General features: G+C 70.9%; 16 protein-coding genes. 8 read left to right on the forward strand and 8 right to left on the reverse strand.

Features of this window, described 5'->3' with window-relative positions; all coding sequences use genetic code 11:
* Positions 1–128: 128 nt before the first annotated feature.
* The 4 genes from AB0H84_RS27690 to AB0H84_RS27705 all read right to left on the reverse strand — a co-directional run bounded on the left by AB0H84_RS27690 (position 129) and on the right by AB0H84_RS27705 (position 3,601).
* Positions 129–761 (reverse strand): MBL fold metallo-hydrolase, encoded by a 633-nt coding sequence (locus AB0H84_RS27690; RefSeq protein ID WP_357610019.1) that lies wholly within the window; start codon positions 759–761, stop codon positions 129–131.
* Positions 762–1,847 (reverse strand): S-(hydroxymethyl)mycothiol dehydrogenase, encoded by a 1,086-nt coding sequence (locus AB0H84_RS27695; protein WP_357610022.1) that lies wholly within the window; start codon positions 1,845–1,847, stop codon positions 762–764.
* 380 nt (positions 1,848–2,227) lie between these two features.
* Entirely contained in the window at positions 2,228–2,740 is a 513-nt protein-coding gene (locus AB0H84_RS27700) for a PH domain-containing protein (RefSeq protein ID WP_357610024.1), read from the reverse strand.
* A gap of 39 nt (positions 2,741–2,779) precedes the next feature.
* On the reverse strand, positions 2,780–3,601 hold the full coding sequence (locus AB0H84_RS27705) for a biotin--[acetyl-CoA-carboxylase] ligase (RefSeq protein WP_357610031.1): 822 nt from the start codon (positions 3,599–3,601) through the stop codon (positions 2,780–2,782).
* Positions 3,602–3,636: 35 nt separating this feature from the next.
* On the opposite strand from AB0H84_RS27705, the gene AB0H84_RS27710 reads away from it, so the two are divergent.
* The 3 genes from AB0H84_RS27710 (at position 3,637) to AB0H84_RS27720 (ending at position 7,824) form a co-directional block, all read left to right on the forward strand.
* Complete coding sequence (locus tag AB0H84_RS27710; protein WP_357610034.1) at positions 3,637–5,841, forward strand: FdhF/YdeP family oxidoreductase; 2,205 nt, start codon at positions 3,637–3,639, stop codon at positions 5,839–5,841.
* Positions 5,838–6,680 (forward strand): formate dehydrogenase accessory sulfurtransferase FdhD, encoded by an 843-nt coding sequence (fdhD, locus tag AB0H84_RS27715; RefSeq protein WP_357610037.1) that lies wholly within the window; start codon positions 5,838–5,840, stop codon positions 6,678–6,680. Before AB0H84_RS27710 ends, fdhD begins: the two co-directional genes overlap by 4 nt.
* A gap of 64 nt (positions 6,681–6,744) precedes the next feature.
* Positions 6,745–7,824, forward strand: a complete 1,080-nt coding sequence (locus AB0H84_RS27720) for an epoxide hydrolase family protein (RefSeq protein WP_357610040.1) — start codon at positions 6,745–6,747, stop codon at positions 7,822–7,824.
* 205 nt (positions 7,825–8,029) lie between these two features.
* Here the strand turns inward: AB0H84_RS27720 and AB0H84_RS27725 are convergent, their stop codons facing one another.
* From AB0H84_RS27725 to AB0H84_RS27735, 3 genes are all read right to left on the reverse strand, one after another.
* Entirely contained in the window at positions 8,030–10,651 is a 2,622-nt protein-coding gene (locus AB0H84_RS27725; RefSeq protein WP_357610042.1) for a phosphoenolpyruvate carboxylase, read from the reverse strand.
* Between the two features lie 65 nt (positions 10,652–10,716).
* Positions 10,717–12,276, reverse strand: coding sequence for a hypothetical protein (locus AB0H84_RS27730; protein ID WP_357610045.1), 1,560 nt, complete (start codon positions 12,274–12,276; stop codon positions 10,717–10,719).
* Positions 12,273–13,049: an ABC transporter ATP-binding protein gene (locus AB0H84_RS27735; RefSeq protein WP_357610048.1), complete on the reverse strand. Its 777-nt coding sequence runs from the start codon at positions 13,047–13,049 to the stop codon at positions 12,273–12,275. Before AB0H84_RS27735 ends, AB0H84_RS27730 begins: the two co-directional genes overlap by 4 nt.
* A 36-nt stretch (positions 13,050–13,085) precedes the next feature.
* On the opposite strand from AB0H84_RS27735, the gene AB0H84_RS27740 reads away from it, so the two are divergent.
* From AB0H84_RS27740 to AB0H84_RS27760, 5 genes are all read left to right on the forward strand, one after another.
* On the forward strand, positions 13,086–14,675 hold the full coding sequence (locus AB0H84_RS27740; RefSeq protein ID WP_357610051.1) for an acyl-CoA carboxylase subunit beta: 1,590 nt from the start codon (positions 13,086–13,088) through the stop codon (positions 14,673–14,675).
* Entirely contained in the window at positions 14,672–14,881 is a 210-nt protein-coding gene (locus AB0H84_RS27745) for an acyl-CoA carboxylase subunit epsilon (protein ID WP_357610055.1), read from the forward strand. The genes AB0H84_RS27740 and AB0H84_RS27745 overlap by 4 nt, the downstream gene beginning before the upstream one ends.
* Positions 14,882–14,989: 108 nt before the next feature.
* On the forward strand, positions 14,990–15,931 hold the full coding sequence (locus AB0H84_RS27750) for an NYN domain-containing protein (protein ID WP_357610058.1): 942 nt from the start codon (positions 14,990–14,992) through the stop codon (positions 15,929–15,931).
* Positions 15,932–15,994: 63 nt separating this feature from the next.
* A complete protein-coding gene (locus AB0H84_RS27755) occupies positions 15,995–17,374 on the forward strand; it encodes an Ada metal-binding domain-containing protein (protein ID WP_357610061.1) in 1,380 nt (459 codons plus the stop codon).
* Complete coding sequence (locus AB0H84_RS27760; RefSeq protein ID WP_357610064.1) at positions 17,371–17,871, forward strand: methylated-DNA--[protein]-cysteine S-methyltransferase; 501 nt, start codon at positions 17,371–17,373, stop codon at positions 17,869–17,871. The genes AB0H84_RS27755 and AB0H84_RS27760 overlap by 4 nt, the downstream gene beginning before the upstream one ends.
* Here the strand turns inward: AB0H84_RS27760 and AB0H84_RS27765 are convergent.
* Positions 17,868–19,022: an MFS transporter gene (locus AB0H84_RS27765; protein ID WP_357610067.1), complete on the reverse strand. Its 1,155-nt coding sequence runs from the start codon at positions 19,020–19,022 to the stop codon at positions 17,868–17,870. The genes AB0H84_RS27760 and AB0H84_RS27765 overlap by 4 nt on opposite strands.
* Positions 19,023–19,090: the final 68 nt, after the last annotated feature.

Consider the following 19,090-nt stretch of genomic DNA (forward strand, 5'->3'; position numbering starts at 1 on the left):
TGCCTACGTTAGTTAGGCCACACTCTGCTATCCGCCGTGTTCATGGCCTCCACTCCGTGGAGGCAGCTCGGTCGCTGGGGAGCCGTCGCCTTCCCTCGTCGCTCTGGTCGCTACGCTCCCGACGCTCCTCAGTCCAGGCGACGGCGCTCCCTCGCGATCCATTCCTGCAGGTGAGGAGCCTCGGCGCCGATCGTGGTGGAGTCGCCGTGGCCCGTGTGCACCACGGTCTCGGGAGGCAGCGTCAGCAGCCGTTCCCTGATCGACTCGATGATCGTGTCGAACGAGCTGTACGACCGGCCGGTCGCCCCCGGGCCGCCCTTGAAGAGGGTGTCGCCGCTGAACAGGGCACCGAGGTCCGGCGCGTACAGGCACACCGCGCCGGGCGAGTGGCCCGGCGTGTGGAGCACCTCCAGCACGATCCCGCCCACCTCGATCTTGTCTCCGTCGGCCAGCGGGTGGTACGGCACCGCGTCGCCGTACTGCTGCTCCCAGAGCACCTGGTCGGCGGAATGGAGCCGGATCGGCGCGCCGGTGAGGTCGGCGAGCGGCTGGGCGGCGTTGATGTGGTCGTTGTGCGCATGGGTGCAGACGACGGCCTTGACCGTGCGCCCGCCCGCCCGCTCGGCGATCCGCCCGGCGTCGTGTGCGGCGTCGATGACGACGACCTCGCGGGCGTCGCCGATCAGCCAGACGTTGTTGTCGACGTCCCAGGTGCCGCCGTCCAGCGAGAACGTGCCCGAGGTGATGACTCTGTCGATCATCTAGAACTTCACCACCGAGCGCAGCACCTCGCCGCGGTGCATCTTCGCGAACGCCTCCTCGACCTGGTCGATCACGATCGTCTCGGAGACGAACCTGTCCAGCGGCAGCCTGTCCTGCAGGAACAGGTCGATGAGCATCGGGAAGTCGCGCGAGGGCAGGCAGTCGCCGTACCAGGAGGATTTGAGCGAGCCGCCGCGGCCGAAGACGTCGAGGAGGGGCAGCTCGAGCTTCATCTCAGGGGTGGGGACGCCGACCAGGACCACCGTGCCGGCCAGGTCCCGGGCGTAGAACGCCTGCTCGTACGTCTCCGGGCGGCCCACGGCCTCGATGACCACGTCCGCGCCGAACCCGCCGGTCAGGTCGCGGATCGCCGCCACCGGGTCGTTCTCGCGGGAGTTGACGGTGTGGGTGGCGCCGAAGTCGCGCGCCCAGGCCAGCTTGCGGTCGTCCACGTCCACCGCGATGATCTTGGCGGCGCCGGCCAGCGAGGCGCCGAGGATCGCGGCGTCCCCCACGCCGCCGCAGCCGATGACGGCGACGGAGTCGCCCCGGGTCACCCCGCCGGTGTTGATCGCGGCGCCGAGGCCCGCCATGACGCCGCAGCCCAGCAACCCCGCCACCTTCGCGGGCGCCTCGGCGGAGACCTTGGTGCACTGGCCGGCGGCGACCAGCGTCTTCTCCAGGAACGCGCCGATGCCCAGCGCCGGGGAGAGCTCCGTGCCGTCCTTGAGCGTCATCCTCTGGGTGGCGTTGTGGGTGTTGAAGCAGTACCAGGGGCGGCCGCGCAGGCAGGCGCGGCACTGCCCGCACACCGCGCGCCAGTTGAGTATCACGAAGTCGCCGGGGGCCACGTCGGTGACGCCCGGACCGACCGCCTCGACGACGCCCGCCGCCTCGTGCCCGAGCAGGAACGGGAAGTCGTCGCTGATCCCGCCCTCGCGGTAGTGCAGGTCGGTGTGGCAGACCCCGCAGGCCTGCACGTTGACGACCGCCTCGCCTGGACCGGGGTCCGGCACCACGACCGTCTCTAGGGAAACTTCCTGGCCCTTGGCTCGGGCGATGACGCCCTGCACTTCGTACGGCATGGCAGCCATCTTGTGTCAGGAGGATGGTCTCCGCAAGACATAGGCCTGGACCGCGTCTTGACCAGCCGGGCACCGTGGGAGGCCACCACATCGGAGGCCAGCGCCTCGAACCCCTCGACCAGCTCGGCCAGCTCCTTCTCGCCGAACTCGCGGGCGCCCGGCCTGCCACTGCGCCGGCCGGGCCGTCGTCTGACCGAGCGCCCGGGCCATGCGGATGACCGTCTGCTCGTCGATGGCTCCGCTGTCGAGCATCCCGCGCACCCGGCGCAGCGCCTGGACGTCGGCATCGGTGAACGTCACGGCGCCGTCGGCCCGCTGCGCGAACCCGAGCGCGCGCCAGACGCGCTCGGCGAGCTCCTGCGGCTGGGGCTGCTCACCGGTCAGTGGCCGTCGATCTCGCCGTCGGAGGCGTCCTCGACGAGCCTGAACAGGTCGGTACGGACGTCCTGGATCCTCGGGATGTCGCGCAGCACGATCTCGCCCCGGTCGCCCGCCGACTCGACGGTCAGCGTGCCGCAGCCGAGCAGCCGCTCGGGGAACGTCTGGTCGGAGCTGACCGTGTTGACCTTGGCGATCGGGATCTCGTCGGTCGACTTGTTCAGCACGCCCATGCTGATCGTGAAGCGGTGCGTGGTGAGCACGTAGCCGGTGTTCACCCAGCGCAGGTAGGGCACGAGCGTGTAGATCGTCAGCAGGACGAGGCCGATGACGACGGCGGCGATCCTGGCGTAGAAGGCGTACTCCCACTCGCCGGGGATCAGGAACAGCGCCGCGCCGACTGCCGCGACGATGAGGATCAGCGCGAAGAAGGGGCCGATGAGCCGCTTCCAGTGGGGGTGGAAGGATCGGACGCGCTGCTCACCCTGCGTCAGATGATGGTCGGGAAGGGTCATGGCCCAAATCGTCCCATCATCGCCGCTCGGCGGCCACGGTCAATCCGCTGGCCTTACATGTACGACATCTCCGGCGCTCAGCGTGTAGCGCTCGCCCTCCGACTCCACCTGCAGGTGCCCGGACAGGTCGACCCCCGTGGCGAGCCCGATCACCGCCTGCCGGCCGGGCAGCTCCACCCTGACCCGCCGCCCGATCGTGGCGCTGGCCGCCAGGTAGGCCGAGCGCAGCCCCGACGCCTCCGCGTCGCCGTCGGCCGCCGTCCACTCCCTGTAGTGGCTCTCGACCTCCCTGAGCACGGCCCTGAGCAGCGGATCCCGATCGACGCACGCGGCCTTCTCGACGGCCAGCGACGTGGCCGTCTCGGTGGGCAGCTCCTCCCGCGTGAGCGACACGTTCAGCCCCATGCCGATGACGACGGCGTCGTCGGCCCGCTCGGCCAGGATCCCGGCCAGCTTGCGCTCGCCGATCAGCAGGTCGTTGGGCCACTTGAGCCGCACGTCCACCTCTGCCATGCGGCGCACCGCCGAGGCGGCGGCCACGCCGTACAGAAGGGGCAGCCAGCCCTGCGTGGCGATCGGCGGCCGCGGCCTGAGCAGGATCGAGAACGTCAGGCCGGAACGCGGCGGCGCCGACCAGCTGCGCCCGAGCCGGCCGCGCCCCGCCAGCTGCGCCTCCGCCACCAGCACCGTCCCCTCCCCGGCGCCGCCGGAGGCGGACGCGGCGAGGTCGGCGTTGGTGGAGCCGGTGCTCTCCACGACGGTGAGGCCCGTCCACAGGGAGCCGGGGCGCACGAGCGCGCGGTTGAGCGCGGCCTCGGAGAGCGGCGGGCGTTCGAGGTCGGAATAGCGTGAGCCGGACATCCCCCTATCTTGGCAGGCAAGAGGAGGATGGAGACATGAGCAAGCCTTTGGATCCGCGTAACTGGGCCTCCTGGCGGCCGTTCGGCGTCGGGCTGCGCAAGCCGAACAACTACCTGGAGCTCTGGAAGGCGTTCAAGTCGGTCAAGGGCAACCGGCGCTACGCGTGGCGGATACTCAATCAGGGCACCTGCGACGGGTGCGCGCTGGGCACCCAGGGCATGCGTGACTGGACGATGGACGAGATCCATCTGTGCAACATCAGGCTGCGGCTGCTGCCCCTGAACACCATGCCGGCCCTCGACATATCCCGTTTGAGGGACGTCTCGGGGCTCGCGGGCAGGAAGAGCGCCGAGCTCCGCGAGCTGGGGCGGTTGCCGTACCCGATGCTCCGCAGGCGGGGCGAGCCCGGCTTCACCCGGATCAGCTGGGACGAGGCGCTGCGCGTCGCCTCCGACGGGCTGCGTGACGCGCGCTTCGGCGCCTATCTGACCAGCCGCGGCATGCCGAACGAGAACTACTACGCGGCCCAGAAGGCCGTGCGCGCGCTCGGCACCAACAGCATCGACAACGCCGCCAGGATCTGCCACTCGCCCTCGACGGTGGCGCTGAAGCAGACCATCGGCGCCGCGGCCACCACCTGCTCGTACACCGACTGGATCGGCTCCGACCTGATCGTGTTCATCGGCTCGAACCCGTCGAACAACCAGCCGGTCGCGATGAAGTATCTGTACCACGCCAAGAAGGCGGGCACGCGGATCGCGATGGTCAACGCCTACCGCGAGCCCGGGATGGACAAGTACTGGGTGCCGTCGAACGCCGAGTCCGCCGTGTTCGGCACGAAGATCACCGACGCGTTCTTCGGTGTGAACGTGGGCGGCGACATCGGCTTCCTCAACGGCGTGCTCAAGCACCTGATCGAGAACGGCTGGGTGGACAAGGAGTTCGTCGAGCGGCGGACGACGGGATTCGAGGAGCTGCGCGCCGAGCTCGCGGGCCAGTCGTGGGAGGAGCTGGAAGCGCTGTCGGGGGCGTCCAGGGAGGACATGTACCGCCTGGCCAGGCTGCTGGGCGAGGCGAAGTCGGCGGTGCTGGTGTGGTCGATGGGCATCACGCAGCACACGTACGGCGAGGACAACGTCCGCTCGATCGTGAACCTGGCACTGGCCAGGGGCTTCGTGGGGCGCGACAAGTGCGGGCTGATGCCGATCAGGGGACACAGCGGCGTGCAGGGCGGGGCGGAGATGGGCGCGTACGCGACCGGGCTGCCCGGCGGCCTGCCGATCACGCCCGAAAATGCAGCGAAATTTACGGATAGGTGGGGCTTTGAGGTCCCGGACACCCCCGGCCTGACCGCGACCGACATGATCGACGCCGCCCACCGCGGCGACCTCGACGCGCTGGTGTCGAGCGGCGGCAACTTCCTGGAGGTCCTGCCCGACCCCGCCTACTGCCGCGAGGCCCTGTCGCGGCTCAGGCTCCGGGTGCACATCGACATCGTGCTGTCGTCGCAGATGCTGGTGCCGGGCGAGGGCGACGTGCTGCTGCTGCCCGCGCAGACCCGCTACGAGATGGTCGGCGGCGTGACCGAGACCTCCACCGAGCGGCGGGTCATCTTCTCCCCCGAGGTCGAGGGGCCGCGGATCGGCGAGGCGTGGCCGGAGTGGAAGATCTTCACGGAGCTGGCCGCCCGCACACGTCCCGAAATTTCGGCAAAAGTACGCTTCACCGGCACCCCGCAGATCCGCGCCGAGATCGAACAGGCGGTGCCCTTCTATCAGGGCATCGCCGGCCTGCGCAGGTTCGGCGACAACGTCCAGTACGGCGGGCGCCACCTGTTCGCCGACGGCCGCTTCCAGACGCCCGACGGGCTGGGCAGGTTCTCCGCCGTCGGGCTGCCCGCGCTGGAGCGCCCCGACGGCGCGTTCATGGTGGCGACCAGGCGCGGCAAGCAGTTCAACAGCATGGTCCACGAGCGCCTCGACGGCTTCAACGGCGCGCCGCGCGAGGCCGTGCTGATGAGCGAGTACGACGCCGACCGCCTCGGCCTGCCCGACGGCGCCCCCGTCGAGCTGCGCTCCGGCGAGCGTGCCTACCGGGGCAAGGTCCTGCGGGCCCCCTTGATGCCGGGCAACCTGCAGATCCACTGGCCCGAGGGGAACGTCCTGCTGGACGAGGCCCGCCGCTCGCCCGACGCGCGGATCCCCGACTACAACGCCCTCGTCACTGTGCGGCCCCTGTGACGACGCGCCCGGGGCCCACGAGCCGCATCAGGATCGTCGAGCTCTCGGGCTCCACCGCCAGGGACCGCCGCGACGACCTGGCCACGGAGGAGCCGCTGGAGATCCGCCTCACCGCCGCCGACGGCACGCGCAAGACCGTGGCCATCACCATGCGCACCCCGGGGCACGACTTCGAGCTGGCCGCCGGGTTCCTGCACGGCGAGGGCCTGGTCCGTCCCGGCGGGATCGCGGCCATCGCGTACTGCGTCGACGAGGACGTCCCGCCCGAGGCCCGCTACAACACCGTGACGGTACGCCTGCACGGCCCCATCCCCGACCTGCCCGCCCTCGACCGCCACTTCCTCACCTCGAGCGCCTGCGGCGTCTGCGGCTCGGCCGGCCTCGAGGCGCTGCACGACCGCTGCGAACCGCTCCCCAGGGGTCGGCTCCAGCTCACCCCCGAGCTCCTGTACGCCCTCCCCGACCGGCTGAGGAAGGCGCAGGGCGGCTTCGGCAAGACAGGCGGGCTGCACGCGGCCGGGCTGTTCTCGGCCACCGGGGAGCTGGTGACGCTGCGGGAGGACGTGGGGCGGCACAACGCGGTGGACAAGCTGGCCGGCTGGGCGGCGCTGAGCGGACGGCTGCCGCTGGCCGAGCACGTGCTCATGGTCAGCGGGCGGACCAGCTACGAGATCATGCAGAAGGCCCTGGCGGCGGGCATCCCGGTCGTGTGCGCCGTGTCGGCGCCGTCGTCGCTGGCGGTCGACCTGGCCAGGGAGTTCGGCATGACGCTGGTGGGGTTCCTGCGGGGCGAGCGCTGCAACATCTATTCGGGCCCGGAGCGCATTTTAGTGGAATGAATCGTTCCGTTCTGCTATTCTTGGAACAGAACGAACCGTTCCCCTGCTTCAAGAGGAGCTTCCCGTGAGCATCCGCCCCTTCCGCATCGAGATCCCGCAGACCGACCTCGATGACCTCCAGGCCCGCCTCGCCCTGACCCGCTTCACGGACGAGATCGCCGGCGCCGACCAGGGCGTCAGCGTCGAGCGGGTGAAGCGCCTGGTCGGCTACTGGCGCGACGGGTTCGACTGGCGGGCGCAGGAGGCCAGGCTCAACGCGTACCCGCAGTTCACGACGGAGATCGACGGGCAGAACATCCACTTCGTGCACGTCCGCAACGAGAACCCCGACGCCCTGGCCCTGATCCTCACCCACGGCTGGCCCGGCACCTTCGTCGAGTACCGCGACGCCATCGAGCCCCTGTCGCGCCACTTCCACCTGGTCATCCCGTCAGTGCCCGGCTACGCCTTCTCCGGCCCCACGCACGAACTGGGGTGGAACAACCAGCGCATCGCCAGGGCGTGGGCCGAGCTGATGGCCCGGCTGGGCTACGAGCGCTACGGCGCGGTCGGGAACGACGGCGGCTCGATGATCTCGCCCGAGGTCGGCAGGTTCGACCCGGAGCACGTCGTGGGGGTGCACGTCACCCAGCTGTTCTCCTTCCCGTCGGGCGACCCGGCCGAGTTCGCGGACCTGAGCGAGGAGGACCAGGCGGGGCTGGCCGTGCTCGACTGGTTCTGGAAGGAGAAGGGCGCCTTCAACGTGCTGCACTCCCAGCAGCCGCAGACCCTCGCGCACGCCATCGCCGACTCCCCCGCCGGGCTGCTCGGCTGGCTCGCCCAGCTCTTCGACGAGGACCTCGACGACGACTTCGTCCTGACCAACGCCTCGATCCACTGGTTCACCGGGACGGCGGGGTCGGCGATCCGGCAGTACTGGGAGAACGCCCGCATGGAGCAGCCCAAGGAGCCCACCACCGTGCCGACGGCACTGGCGATGAGCGAGGGCGACTTCAAGTCGATCCGCCGCTTCGCCGAGCGCGACCACGCCAACATCGTGTCCTGGAAGACGCTGCCGGCGCCGGCGCGCGGGCACTACGCCGCGCACACCGCGCCCGAGGTCGTCGCGTCCGACGTCATCGCCTTCTTCAAGAGCCTCGGCTAGTACCCCTTCCCCCGCTCCTCCGCAACCCACCGCACTTCGGCTGGGGTCCCTTGGGGAGGGAGAGGCGAAGGCGGCGATTGGTGTCCCTTGGAGGGAGGGCCGGGGACGGCGCGCCGGAGCCCACCGCGCTTCGGCCGGGGCCCCTGGGCGGGAGGAGCGAGGGTGGCGGTGCGCCGTCACCCTCGCTCCGGGGTGGCGGGGCGGGTCAGCCGGTGTTCTGGAGGCCCGCCGCGACGCCGTTGACCGACAGCAGCAGGAGCGTGGACAGCCGCTCGCGCTCCTCCTCCGACGGGTTGCCGGTGCGCAGCGCGCGAAGGGCCCGCAGCTGCAGGTGCGACAGCGCGTCCACGTACGGGTCGCGGAGCTGGACGGCGCGCGAGAGCACCTTCCGGTTCTCCAGCAGCCGCGTGTGGCCCGTCACCTGCAGCACCAGCTCGCGGGTCCTGTCGTACTCCTCCAGCACCTGACGGCTGAAGTCCTCCCGGCCGCCGAGCGCCAGGTAGCGCTTGGCGATCGAGCGGTCGGTCTTGGCCAGCGACATCTCCGCGTTGTCGAGCATCGCGTTGAACAGCGGCCACTCTGCGTACGCCGCCCGCAGCTCGTCGAGGGAGCCGACCGAGGCCAGGCCGGTGCCGAGGCCGTACCAGCCGGGCAGGTTGACCCGCGTCTGCGCCCACGCGAACACCCACGGGATCGCCCGCAGGTCGTCGAGCGAGCGAGGAGCGCCGAGGCCGCGGCGCGCCGGGCGCGAGCCCAGGCGGAGCGCGCCGATCTCCTCCAGCGGGCTGACCAGCCCGAACCACTCGGGAAAGCCAGCGGCCTCGGTGAGCCCGCGGTAGGCCTGCTCCGACGCCGTGGCCACCTGCTCGGCCAGGCCGCGGAAGCGCTCGGCGGCGGCCGCCGTACGGTCGCCGACGGTGGGCGAGGAGGCCAGCAGCACGGCGTTGGCCACCTGCTCCATGTGGCGGCGGGCGATCGCGATGTGGCCGTAGCGGGCGAAGATGACCTCGCCCTGCTCGGTGACCTTGAACCGGCCCGCGACCGAGCCGGGCGCCTGGGCCAGCACCGCGCGGTTGGCCGGGCCGCCGCCGCGCCCGAGCGCGCCGCCGCGGCCGTGGAACATGCGGAGCTTCACCTCGTGCTTGGCCGCCCAGGCGGTCAGCTCCTCCTGCGCCTCGTAGAGCCGGAGCGTGGCGGCCGCGGGTCCGAGCTCCTTGGCCGAGTCGGAGTAGCCCAGCATGATCTCCATGCGCCGCCCGGTGGTCGCCAGCCGCGCCTGCACCTCCGGGATCTCGAGCATGCCGGTCAGCACGAGCGGCGAGTTGGCGAGGTCCTGGCCCGACTCGAACAGCGGCACCACGTCGAGCACGGGAGCCCGGTCGCCGAGCGCGTGCCTGGCCAGCTCGTAGACGGCCGCGACGTCGTCGGCCGAGCGGGTGAACGAGACCACGTAACGAGAGCAGGCCGTGACGCCGAACCGCTCCTGGATCCAGGCGATCACCCGGATCGTGGCCAGCACCTCCTCGGTGCGCTCCGACAGCTCGCCGCCGGCCCTGACCTCCTCCAGGGCAGCCGCGTGCACCTGGGAGTGCTGGCGCACCTCCAGCTCGGCCAGGTGGAAGCCGAACGTCTCCACCTGCCAGATGAGGTGCTGCAGCTCCCCGTACGCCTGCCGCGGCGCGGAGACGGCCAGCGACCCCTGCACCAGGCGGAGGTCGGCCAGCAGCTCGCTGGGCGAGCGGTAGGCGAGGTCGAGGTCGCGACGGTGGGTGGCGGCGATGCGCGTGGCCACGAAGAGCAGCCACTGCCGGTGCGGCTCGCGCGGCGAGCGGGTGGCCAGCTCGGAGACCACGTCTGGGTAGGCGTCCACGGCCGCGGCCAGCGCCGACTTCAGCTCGGACGACGGCGGGGCGAGCTGGACGGAGGCGGTCAGCGTGCGGGCGATGCGCGCGCAGGCGGTCTCGAGGGCCGACAGCACGTGCTCGGACTGGATCTGGATGGTCTCGCGGGTGACCCTGGCGGTGACGTTGGGGTTGCCGTCACGGTCGCCGCCGATCCAGCTGCCGTACCGGATGAAGGGCCTGGCCTGCGGCGGGCGGGTGCCGGTGTGCTCGTCGAGCGCGGCGTCCAGCGCGCGGTAGACCTGGGGCACCATGCGGAACAACGTCTCGTCGAAGGCCGCCATGGCCGTGCGTACCTCGTCGAGCGGGTCGAGCTTGGTCGAGCGAAGCTGGGCCGTGCGCCACAGGAGGTCGATCTCCTCCAGCAGGCGGCGCCTGCTCTCGGAGCGCTCGGAGGCGCCGCGGCCCGGGGTGTTGTACTCGGTGAGCTGGCCGCTGATGCGCTGGATGGCGGTCACGACCGCGCGCCTGCGTGCCTCGGTGGGGTGCGCGGTGAGCACCGGGTGCAGCTCCAGGCCCTCCAGCAGCTCGGTGACGCGCTCCTGGCCCAGCTGCTGCACGGCCTGGCCCAGCGACTCGCGCTGCACCTTGCCCTCGGCGTCACGCTCGCGCAGCGTGCGGATGCGGTAGTGCTCCTCGGCGAGGTTGGCCAAGTGGAAATAGCAGGTGAAGGCGCGGGCGACGGCCACCGCCCGCTCGATCTCCCATCCTTCGACCATGGCGGTGATCTCGTCGGCGGAGACCTCGCCCCTGCGTGCTGCGATGACGGCCTTGCGCAGTCGTTCGACGTCTGCCAGCAGGTCCTCACCGCCCTGCTCGGCGAGCACCTGGCCGAGCAGTTTGCCCAGCAGGCGCACATCATGGCGTAGCTCGTCCGGCATCTCGGTAACGGCGGCGCTGCGACGCTCGAGCCCCTGGTCAATCATGTTTTGAAGGGTATCGACTCGTTCGGGGAAGCCGTAGACCGGTCTCGCCAATTGGACTAGACCACTTAACCACCTCGGGAAACGGCCCCCAGCAGCTCCGGCATCCGGGCGAATCCGAGCCTGGCGGCCAGCCGCCTGCCGAGTGCCTCGGCCAGCAGCCCGTAGAACGGCGCCAGCGCGCACGCCCAGAACCAGCCGAGCACCAGCGCCACCACGAACGGCAGCGAGAGCAGCGCGATGCCGGCCGTGGCCGCCAGGGCCGAGGCGAGCGCCTGCCCGCCCTGCCCGGGCGCGGCGCCGCTGAAGGCGTTCATGCGCTCGGGCACCGTGTACGGCAGCACCACGCTCGTCACGGAGCCGACGCCGAGCCCGATCCCGAGCGCGCCCCATCCGGCCAGCGCCGCCGGGACGATCGAGGCGGGATGGCCGGTGAACAGGCCGGCGGCGACCGCGATCACGCCGAGCAGCGGCACGGCGATCAGCGCGTTGGCCAGGTGGCGCCCGGCCAGGTCGACGGCCAGGCCGCGCTCGGAGCCGAACGCGACGGCGTTCATCCACAGCGAGCGGCCGTCGATGCCGAACGCGTTGCCCGACTGCAACGCGATCATCAGGGCGCCGACGGAGGTGAGCACGATCGCCGCCCCCTCCCCGCTCCCGCCGCTCCTGGTGAACGAGAACGCCAGCACGGCGGTCACCACGATCGCGCTGAACCAGCCGACGCGGGACCTGGGCTCGCGCCTGATGTACTTCAGCTCCTTGGTCACCACGGCCGCCAGCGGCCCGTCCGGCAGGAGCCTGTCGATCAGGCCGCTCTCCTTGCGTACGGAGGCGCCCTGAGTGGAGCCGTCGGGCGTGACCAGGGCCCTGCTCAGCGCCTTGATCCACAGCCAGCCGAGCACCACCACGACCACGGCGACGAACGCCAGCTCGGCCAGCCCGACCAGGCCGCCGTCCGCCATCGCGTGCGCGGCCATGCCCGGCGGGGTCCACCTGAACACGGCCGCCACGCCGGCCATCATCGCCGCCGGGTCGCCGAGCCCCCGGTTCATCACGAGGTTGGGCAGCTGCGCGAGCACCACCACGAGCAGCGCGGCCACGGCCAGCACGTCGCGGCCGCGCCGGCTGCGCAGCGCGCTGGAGAGCGAGGTGGTGATCAGCCGTGACGTCACCACGCAGAGCGCGACCTGCAGCAGCACGGCCGGCACCCCGAGCAGCACGCCGCCGACGCCGCTCGCCAGGCCGACCAGCGCTCCCGCCGTGACGACCAGCATGGCCGCCGGCCAGACGCCGGTCACGGAGGCGGTGAACAGGCCGATCGCCAGCTCGCGCGTACGCAGCGGGAGCAGCGACAGCTTCGCCGGGTCGAGCGTGTCGTCCAGGCCGAACGCGAGCAGCGGCACGATCATCCAGCTGATGAGGAACATCGTGAACGCGATGATCACGAGCTGCGCGGCGACGTCGTGGTCCGCCAGGCGGAGCAGGCTCATCAGGAGGAAGCCGAGCAGTGCCAGGCCGGTGGCGGCGATCAGGGTGAAGACGAAGCCGAGCTTGCGCTGGACGTCGCCGCGCAGGTTGCCGGCCAATAACCGGAGCTTGAGCTGGGCGAAGAGGGCGATCGTGCTCACCGGTGCTCCTCCGGCTTGGCGCCGAGCCAGGTCAGGCCCGCTTCGCCGGCGCCGCGCGGGCCGCCGACCAGCTCCAGGAACGCCTGGTTGAGGCTGCGACCGCCGCGTACGTCCGCCAGCGGCCCCTGAGCCACGATGTGGCCCGCGCTCATCACCGACACCCAGTCGCACAGCCGCTCGACGAGGTCCATCACGTGGCTGGAGAAGATCACGGTCGAGCCGGACGCGGTGAACCGCCGCAGCACGTCGGTGAGCGTGTTGGCGCTGACGGGGTCGACGCCCTCGAACGGCTCGTCGAGGAAGAGCACCGACGGGTTGTGCAGGAGGGCGGCGGCCAGGCCGATCTTCTTGCGCATGCCGGTGGAGTAGTCGACGACCAGCTTGTCGGCCGCGCCGTCCAGGTCCATCACGGCCAGCAGCTCGCTCGCGCGCTGCTCGACGTCGGCCTTGGGGATGCCGCGCAGCCGGCCGTTGTAGAGGAGCAGCTCCCGGCCCGACAGGCGCTCGAACAGCCGCAGACCCTCGGGCAGCACGCCGATGCGGGTCTTGACCTCGACGGGGTCGCGCCACACGTCGAACCCGTCGATCGCGGCCGAGCCGCCGTCGGGACGGAGCAACCCGGTGATCATGCTGAGCGTGGTGGTCTTGCCCGCGCCGTTGGGCCCGACGAGCCCGGCGAAACTGCCCGCCGGGACCACGAGATCGACGCCCGCCACGGCGACCTGCGGCCCGTACCGCTTGAACAGCCCCTGCGTGCGAACCGCGTCCGTCATGGAACCAACTCTAGGAGGAGGACTAATCTTGCGCGCATGAGCACAGCTGCGGAATCGATACCGGAACAGCCGGATATTCACACCACTGCTGGGAAAATCGCCGACCTTGAGCGGCGCCTCGACGAGGCCGCGCACGCGGGCTCCGCGGCCGCGGTGGAGAAGCAGCACGCCAAGGGCAAGATGACCGCCAGGGAGCGGGTGCTCGCGCTGCTGGACGAGGGCTCGTTCGTGGAGTTCGACGAGTTCGCCAGGCACCGCTCCACGATGTTCGGGCTGGAGAGGCGGCGGCCGTACGGCGACGGCGTCATCACCGGGCACGGCACGGTCGACGGCCGACAGGTGTGCGTGTTCTCCCAGGACGTGACCGTGTTCGGCGGCTCGCTCGGTGAGGTGTACGGCGAGAAGATCGTCAAAGTGCTCGACATGGCGCTCAAGACCGGGTGCCCGATCATCGGCATCAACGAGGGCGGCGGCGCGCGCATCCAGGAGGGCGTGGTCGCGCTCGGCCTCTACGCGGAGATCTTCAAGCGCAACGTGCACGCCTCCGGCGTGATCCCGCAGATCTCGCTCATCATGGGCGCCGCGGCCGGCGGGCACGTCTACTCCCCCGCGCTGACCGACTTCGTCGTGATGGTGGACCAGACGTCCCACATGTTCATCACGGGTCCCGACGTGATCAAAACGGTGACCGGCGAGGAGGTCACCTTCGAGGAGCTCGGCGGGGCGCACGCGCACAACACGAAGTCGGGCGTCGCCCACTACCAGGCCGCCGACGAGCACGACGCGCTGGAGTACGTGAAGGCGCTGCTGTCGTACCTGCCGTCGAACAACCTGGACGAGGCCCCGGTCTTCGAGGCCGCCGCCGACCTCGAGCCCGACCCGGAGCTCGACGAGCTGATCCCCGACTCGGCGAACCAGCCGTACGACATGCACCGGGTGATCGAGCGCGTGCTGGACGACGGGGAGTTCCTGGAGGTCCACGCGCTGTTCGCGCCCAACATCGTGGTGGGGTACGGCCGCGTGGACGGCCAGCCGGTCGGGGTCGTGGCCAACCAGCCCATGCATTTCGCGGGATGTCTGGATATCAATGCATCGGAGAAGGCAGCCAGATTTATACGAACATGTGATGCCTTTAATATTCCGATACTGACTTTTGTGGATGTGCCGGGATTCCTTCCTGGGACCGATCAGGAATGGAACGGAATCATCCGCCGGGGCGCCAAGCTCCTCTACGCCTACGCCGAGGCCACCGTGCCGCTCATCACGGTGATCACGCGCAAGGCGTACGGCGGCGCGTACGACGTCATGGGCTCCAAGCACCTCGGCGCGGACGTCAACCTGGCCTGGCCGACCGCCCAGATCGCGGTCATGGGGGCACAGGGCGCGGTCAACATCCTCTACCGGCGCGAGCTGGCCGCCTCCGAGGACCCCGAGGCCGAGCGCGCGCGGCTCGTCACCGAGTACGAGGACACGCTGGCGAACCCCTACATCGCGGCGGAGCGCGGCTACGTGGACGCGGTGATCCGGCCGTCCGAAACCCGGCCCCAGGTTGTGCGGGCGCTGCGGGCGCTCAGGAACAAGCGGGCGACGCTCCCGCCGAAGAAGCACGGGAACATCCCGCTATGACGGCAGATCTGCGAATTATCCGGGGCGACGCCACGCCCGAGGAGATCGCGGCGTTGGTGGCCGTACTCGCGGCGCGCCGGGCCTCCCGCACCGAACCGGAGAAGTCTCCAGTAACGCGACGGCAAACATGGCGAAACCCAGCCAGAGGTATGCGTAAGCCTGTCGTCCCAGGGAAGTCGGCTTGGCGGATGAGCGCACTACCCTAGATAGATCCTGGGAAACGGGTGTCAAGGACCCCGGGAGTTGGGACTATCTAAGAGAAAGTAGGCGTATATAGTCGGCCGATCAACTAACACCGCGGCCTGGAGGACGACATGGCCATCCCAGACCTCATGCCGCATCCTGTGGCAGCCAAGTACGCCGTCCTGGTGGATGTCGGTTATCTGTACGCGGCGGCGGGTGAAGTGCTGCTCGGTGCCAAGGAGCGCAAGGAATATCGGGTGGCCGCCGATGAGCTCATCCAGAGTCTACAGAAACATGCAGAGGAACGTATTTCCGGCGAACTTCTGCGGATCTATTGGTATGACGCAGCCCGTGATCGCGTGCCCACCGTCGACCAGCGTGTCATCGCTCAGCTGCCCTGGGTCAAGGTGCGACTTGGCAACCTGAACGCCCGTGGCCAGCAGAAGGGCGTGGACGCGCAGATCAGGAGTGATCTGGAGGCACTGGCGAGACATCATGCGGTCACCGACACGATCCTGTTGGCGGGCGACGAGGACATGGTCCCGGCGGTCGAGGCGGCGCAGGCGTACGGCGTCCGCATCCACCTGTGGGGCGTCGAGCCGCCTTACGGCACCAACCAGGCCGAGCGCCTGGTGTGGGAGTCCGACACCGTAGAAGTGATCTCCGCTGATTTCCTGAGGCCTTTTTTCAGCCGTGCTCCCCAGCCCGTCCCGGTCACTCCGCCGGCCGCCGCTCCCTCGCCCGCGCAGGTCTTCGCCGGGCGCGCGCCCGTCAAGCCGCACGTCAAGCCCGGCCAGGTGGCCAAGCTCGGGCCGAGCCGCCCGCGCGTGGAGGACGTGGGCGAGCACGTGGCACAGAAGTGGATCCTCACCCGTGGCCGCGACAACATCCGCGACCTGCTGCCCGGCCCGATCCTGCCGACCGTGATCGACACCGAGCTGCTGATCGAGGCGGAGAAGGAGCTCGGCCACTCGCTGCGCCCGTACCCGGAGGCCCGGGTGTGGCTGCGTGACGGCTTCTGGGCCAGGGTCTACCGGGAGTTCGACCTGGGGGTGGGCGTCTCGTCCAAGTAGCCGTCACGTACGGGTCCGATTTCCGCCAGTCGGCGCCGTTGGCGAGCGCATACTGTCGGAGGCATGTCACCACTAGAGCTCGACTTCGACTCCTGCTACCGGGCCGTCTCAGCCAGAGACGCCCGGTTCGACGGGCGCTTCTACACGGCGGTGACGACGACCCACATCTACTGCCGTCCGATCTGCCCGGCCCGTACCCCCTCCTCCCGCAACGTGCGCTTCTACCGGCACGCGGCGTCGGCCGAGGCCGCCGGGTTCCGGCCGTGCAAGCGCTGCCGGCCCGAGCTCTCGCCCGGTGATCCAGGCTGGGACATCCGCGGCGACCTGGTCGGCCGGGCGCTGCGGCTGATCGACGACGGGGCGGCCGACGACGACGGCGTCGCTGGACTGGCCAAGCGGTTGCACATCACGGAGCGGCACCTGCACCGCCTGTTCGTGGCCGAGCTGGGCGTCGGGCCGCTGGCGGTCGCGCGGACGAAGCGGCTGCTGCTGGCCAAGCAGCTGCTGACGGAGACGGGGCTGCCGGTCACCGAGGTGGCGTTCGCGTCGGGGTTCGGGAGCGTGCGGCAGTTCAACGCGACCATGCGCGAGACGTACGGCTTCACGCCCAGCGAGCTGCGTGCCACGGCGGGGCCCCGTGTGTCCGACGCCACGCTCCGGCTCCGGCTGCACCGGCGGGAGCCGTACGACGTGGAGGGGGTCTTCGCGTTCCTCGCCGCCCGTGCCATCCCCGGGCTGGAGGTGGCGTCCCTGACCTCGTACGAGCGGGCCGTGCCCGGTGGGACGATCACGCTCACACCGCGGCGCGACCACATCGCCCTGGACGTGGTGGTGGACGACACGCGGCAGCTCGCCCGCATCGTGGGGCGCTGCCGCCGCCTGCTCGACCTCGACGCCGACCCCGGCGCCATCGCGGAGATCCTCGGCGGGACCTCGCTCGGACCCCTGGTGGCGGCGCGTCCGGGGCTGCGGGTGCCGGGGGCGTTCGACGGCTTCGAGCTGGCCGTACGCGCGGTCGTGGGCCAGCAGATCTCGGTGGCCGGCGCCCGCACCATCCTCAGCCGCATCGTCGCCAGGGCCCCCGGCCCTCTCTTCCCCACGCCCGCCGAGCTCCTCGACACCGACCTCACCGGCCTCGGCCTGACGAACCGCCGGATCGCCACGCTCAAGCACCTGGCCGACCGCCTGGCGATCGGCCACATCGACCTGGACGGCGGCCAGGACCCCGCCGAGGCGGTGGCGGCCCTGCTCGAAGTCCCCGGCATCGGCCCGTGGACGGCCAGCTACATCGCGCTGCGGGCGCTGCGCGACCCGGACGCGTGGCCCGCGGGCGACCTCGTGCTCAGGAAGCGCATGGCCTGCTTGGGCATTCCCGACGACCACATCGAGCGGTGGCGGCCCTGGCGGGCCTACGCCGCCCTGCATCTTTGGAGCTCATCATGATCGCTGCTCAGCTCGTCCCGACCCCGGTGGGGCCGCTCTCCCTGCTGTCCCGCGAGGGGGTGCTGGTGGCGGCCGGCTTCACGGCCGACCCCAAGGAGATGTTCGCCCGCCTCACGCCCGCCCTGCAGGCGGAGGGCCTGGAGGTCGTGGACGGCCTCGGGCCCGCGGTCTCGGCGGTCCAGGCGTACCTGGGCGGGGACCTGGACGCTCTGGACGCCATCCCGGTCTCCCAGCCGGGCACGCCCACCCGCAAGCGCCTCCACCAGGCGCTGCGCGAGGTCAAGGCCGGGACCACCATCTCGTACGCGGAGCTCGCCGAACGGGCCGGCCTGCCCCGGACGGCCGCCCGCGCGGCCGGGTCCGCCTGCGCCCAGAACCTGATCGCCCCCTTCGTGCCGTGCCACCGGGTGCTGCCCAGCGGCGGAGGATATGGCGGGTACCTTTACGGCGTTCCGGTCAAGGAGTGGCTGATCGCCCACGAAACCGGCGCGCTCTAGGCGGCGGGCACCAGGCGGCGGGCCTGGAGGCCTGCCGCTCCCGCCACCGCCAGTCCCACCAGGCCCAGCAGGGCGGCGGTCCAGGCGGGGGCCGTGTAGCCGAGGCCGGCGTCGATGGTGAGGCCCGCCGCGAAGGAGCCGATCGCGTTGCCCAGGTTGAAGGCGCCGATGTTGGCCGCCGACGCGAGGGTCGGCGCCCCGGCGGCGGCGTCCAGGACGCGGGTCTGCAGGGGCGGGACCGTGGCGAAGGCGGCCACGCCGAAGAGCGTGATGGTGATCACGAAGGCCGCCTGGCTCCCGGACACCAGGGCGACCACCACGGCCAGGAAGGTGAGCAGGGCGACCGAGCCGTAGATGCTCGGCATGACCGCGCGGTCCGCCAGCTTGCCGCCGACCAGGTTGCCCACGACCAGGCCGACCCCGAACAGGGCCATGACCACGGGCACGGCTCCGGGCGAGAAGCCGCCCACGCCGGTCATGATGGGCGCGATGAACGTGATGACGGCGAAGACCGGCGCGAAGCCGAAGACGGTCATCGCCAGGGCCAGCCAGACGCCGGGCTTGCGGAACGTCGACAGCTCCCGCAGGACGCCGCCGGACGGGCGCGGCTGTCGGGGCACGAGCGCCACGACGCCGGCGAGGCCGGCCACGCCGATGGCGACCACGACCCAGAACGTGGCCCGCCAGCCGAACGCCTGACCGATCCAGGTCCCCAGGGGCACGCCCAGAACGTTCGCGAGCGTCAGGCCGGTGAACATCAGGGCGATGGCGCTGGCCCGCTTCTGCGGCGCCACCAGGTCGGCGGCGACCACCGAGCCGATCCCGAAGTACGCGCCGTGCGCGAAGGCCGACAGGAAGCGCCCGATCATCAGCACCGCATACGAGGGCGCCAGCGCCGACAGCAGGTTCCCCACGATGAACAGCACCATCAGCGACAGCAGCATGGTCTTGCGCGACAACCGCGCGCCGAGCATGGTCAGCGGCGGCCCGCCGAGCGCCACGCCCAGGGCGTATCCGGACACGAGCAGTCCGGCGGCCGGGATGGTCACGCCGAAGTCGGCCGCCACCTCGGGCAGCAGCCCGTTGATGATGAACTCCGTGGTCCCGATGCCGAAGGCGCTGATCGCGAGGGCGAACAGGGCGAGAGGCATAGACTACTCCTCAGACGACGTTAGTGAGCGTGGACATTATTTGCACACGCCGACTAAGTGACCATACA

This window comes from Nonomuraea sp. NPDC050786, assembly GCF_040654115.1.
Taxonomy (GTDB): Bacteria; Actinomycetota; Actinomycetes; order Streptosporangiales; family Streptosporangiaceae; genus Nonomuraea.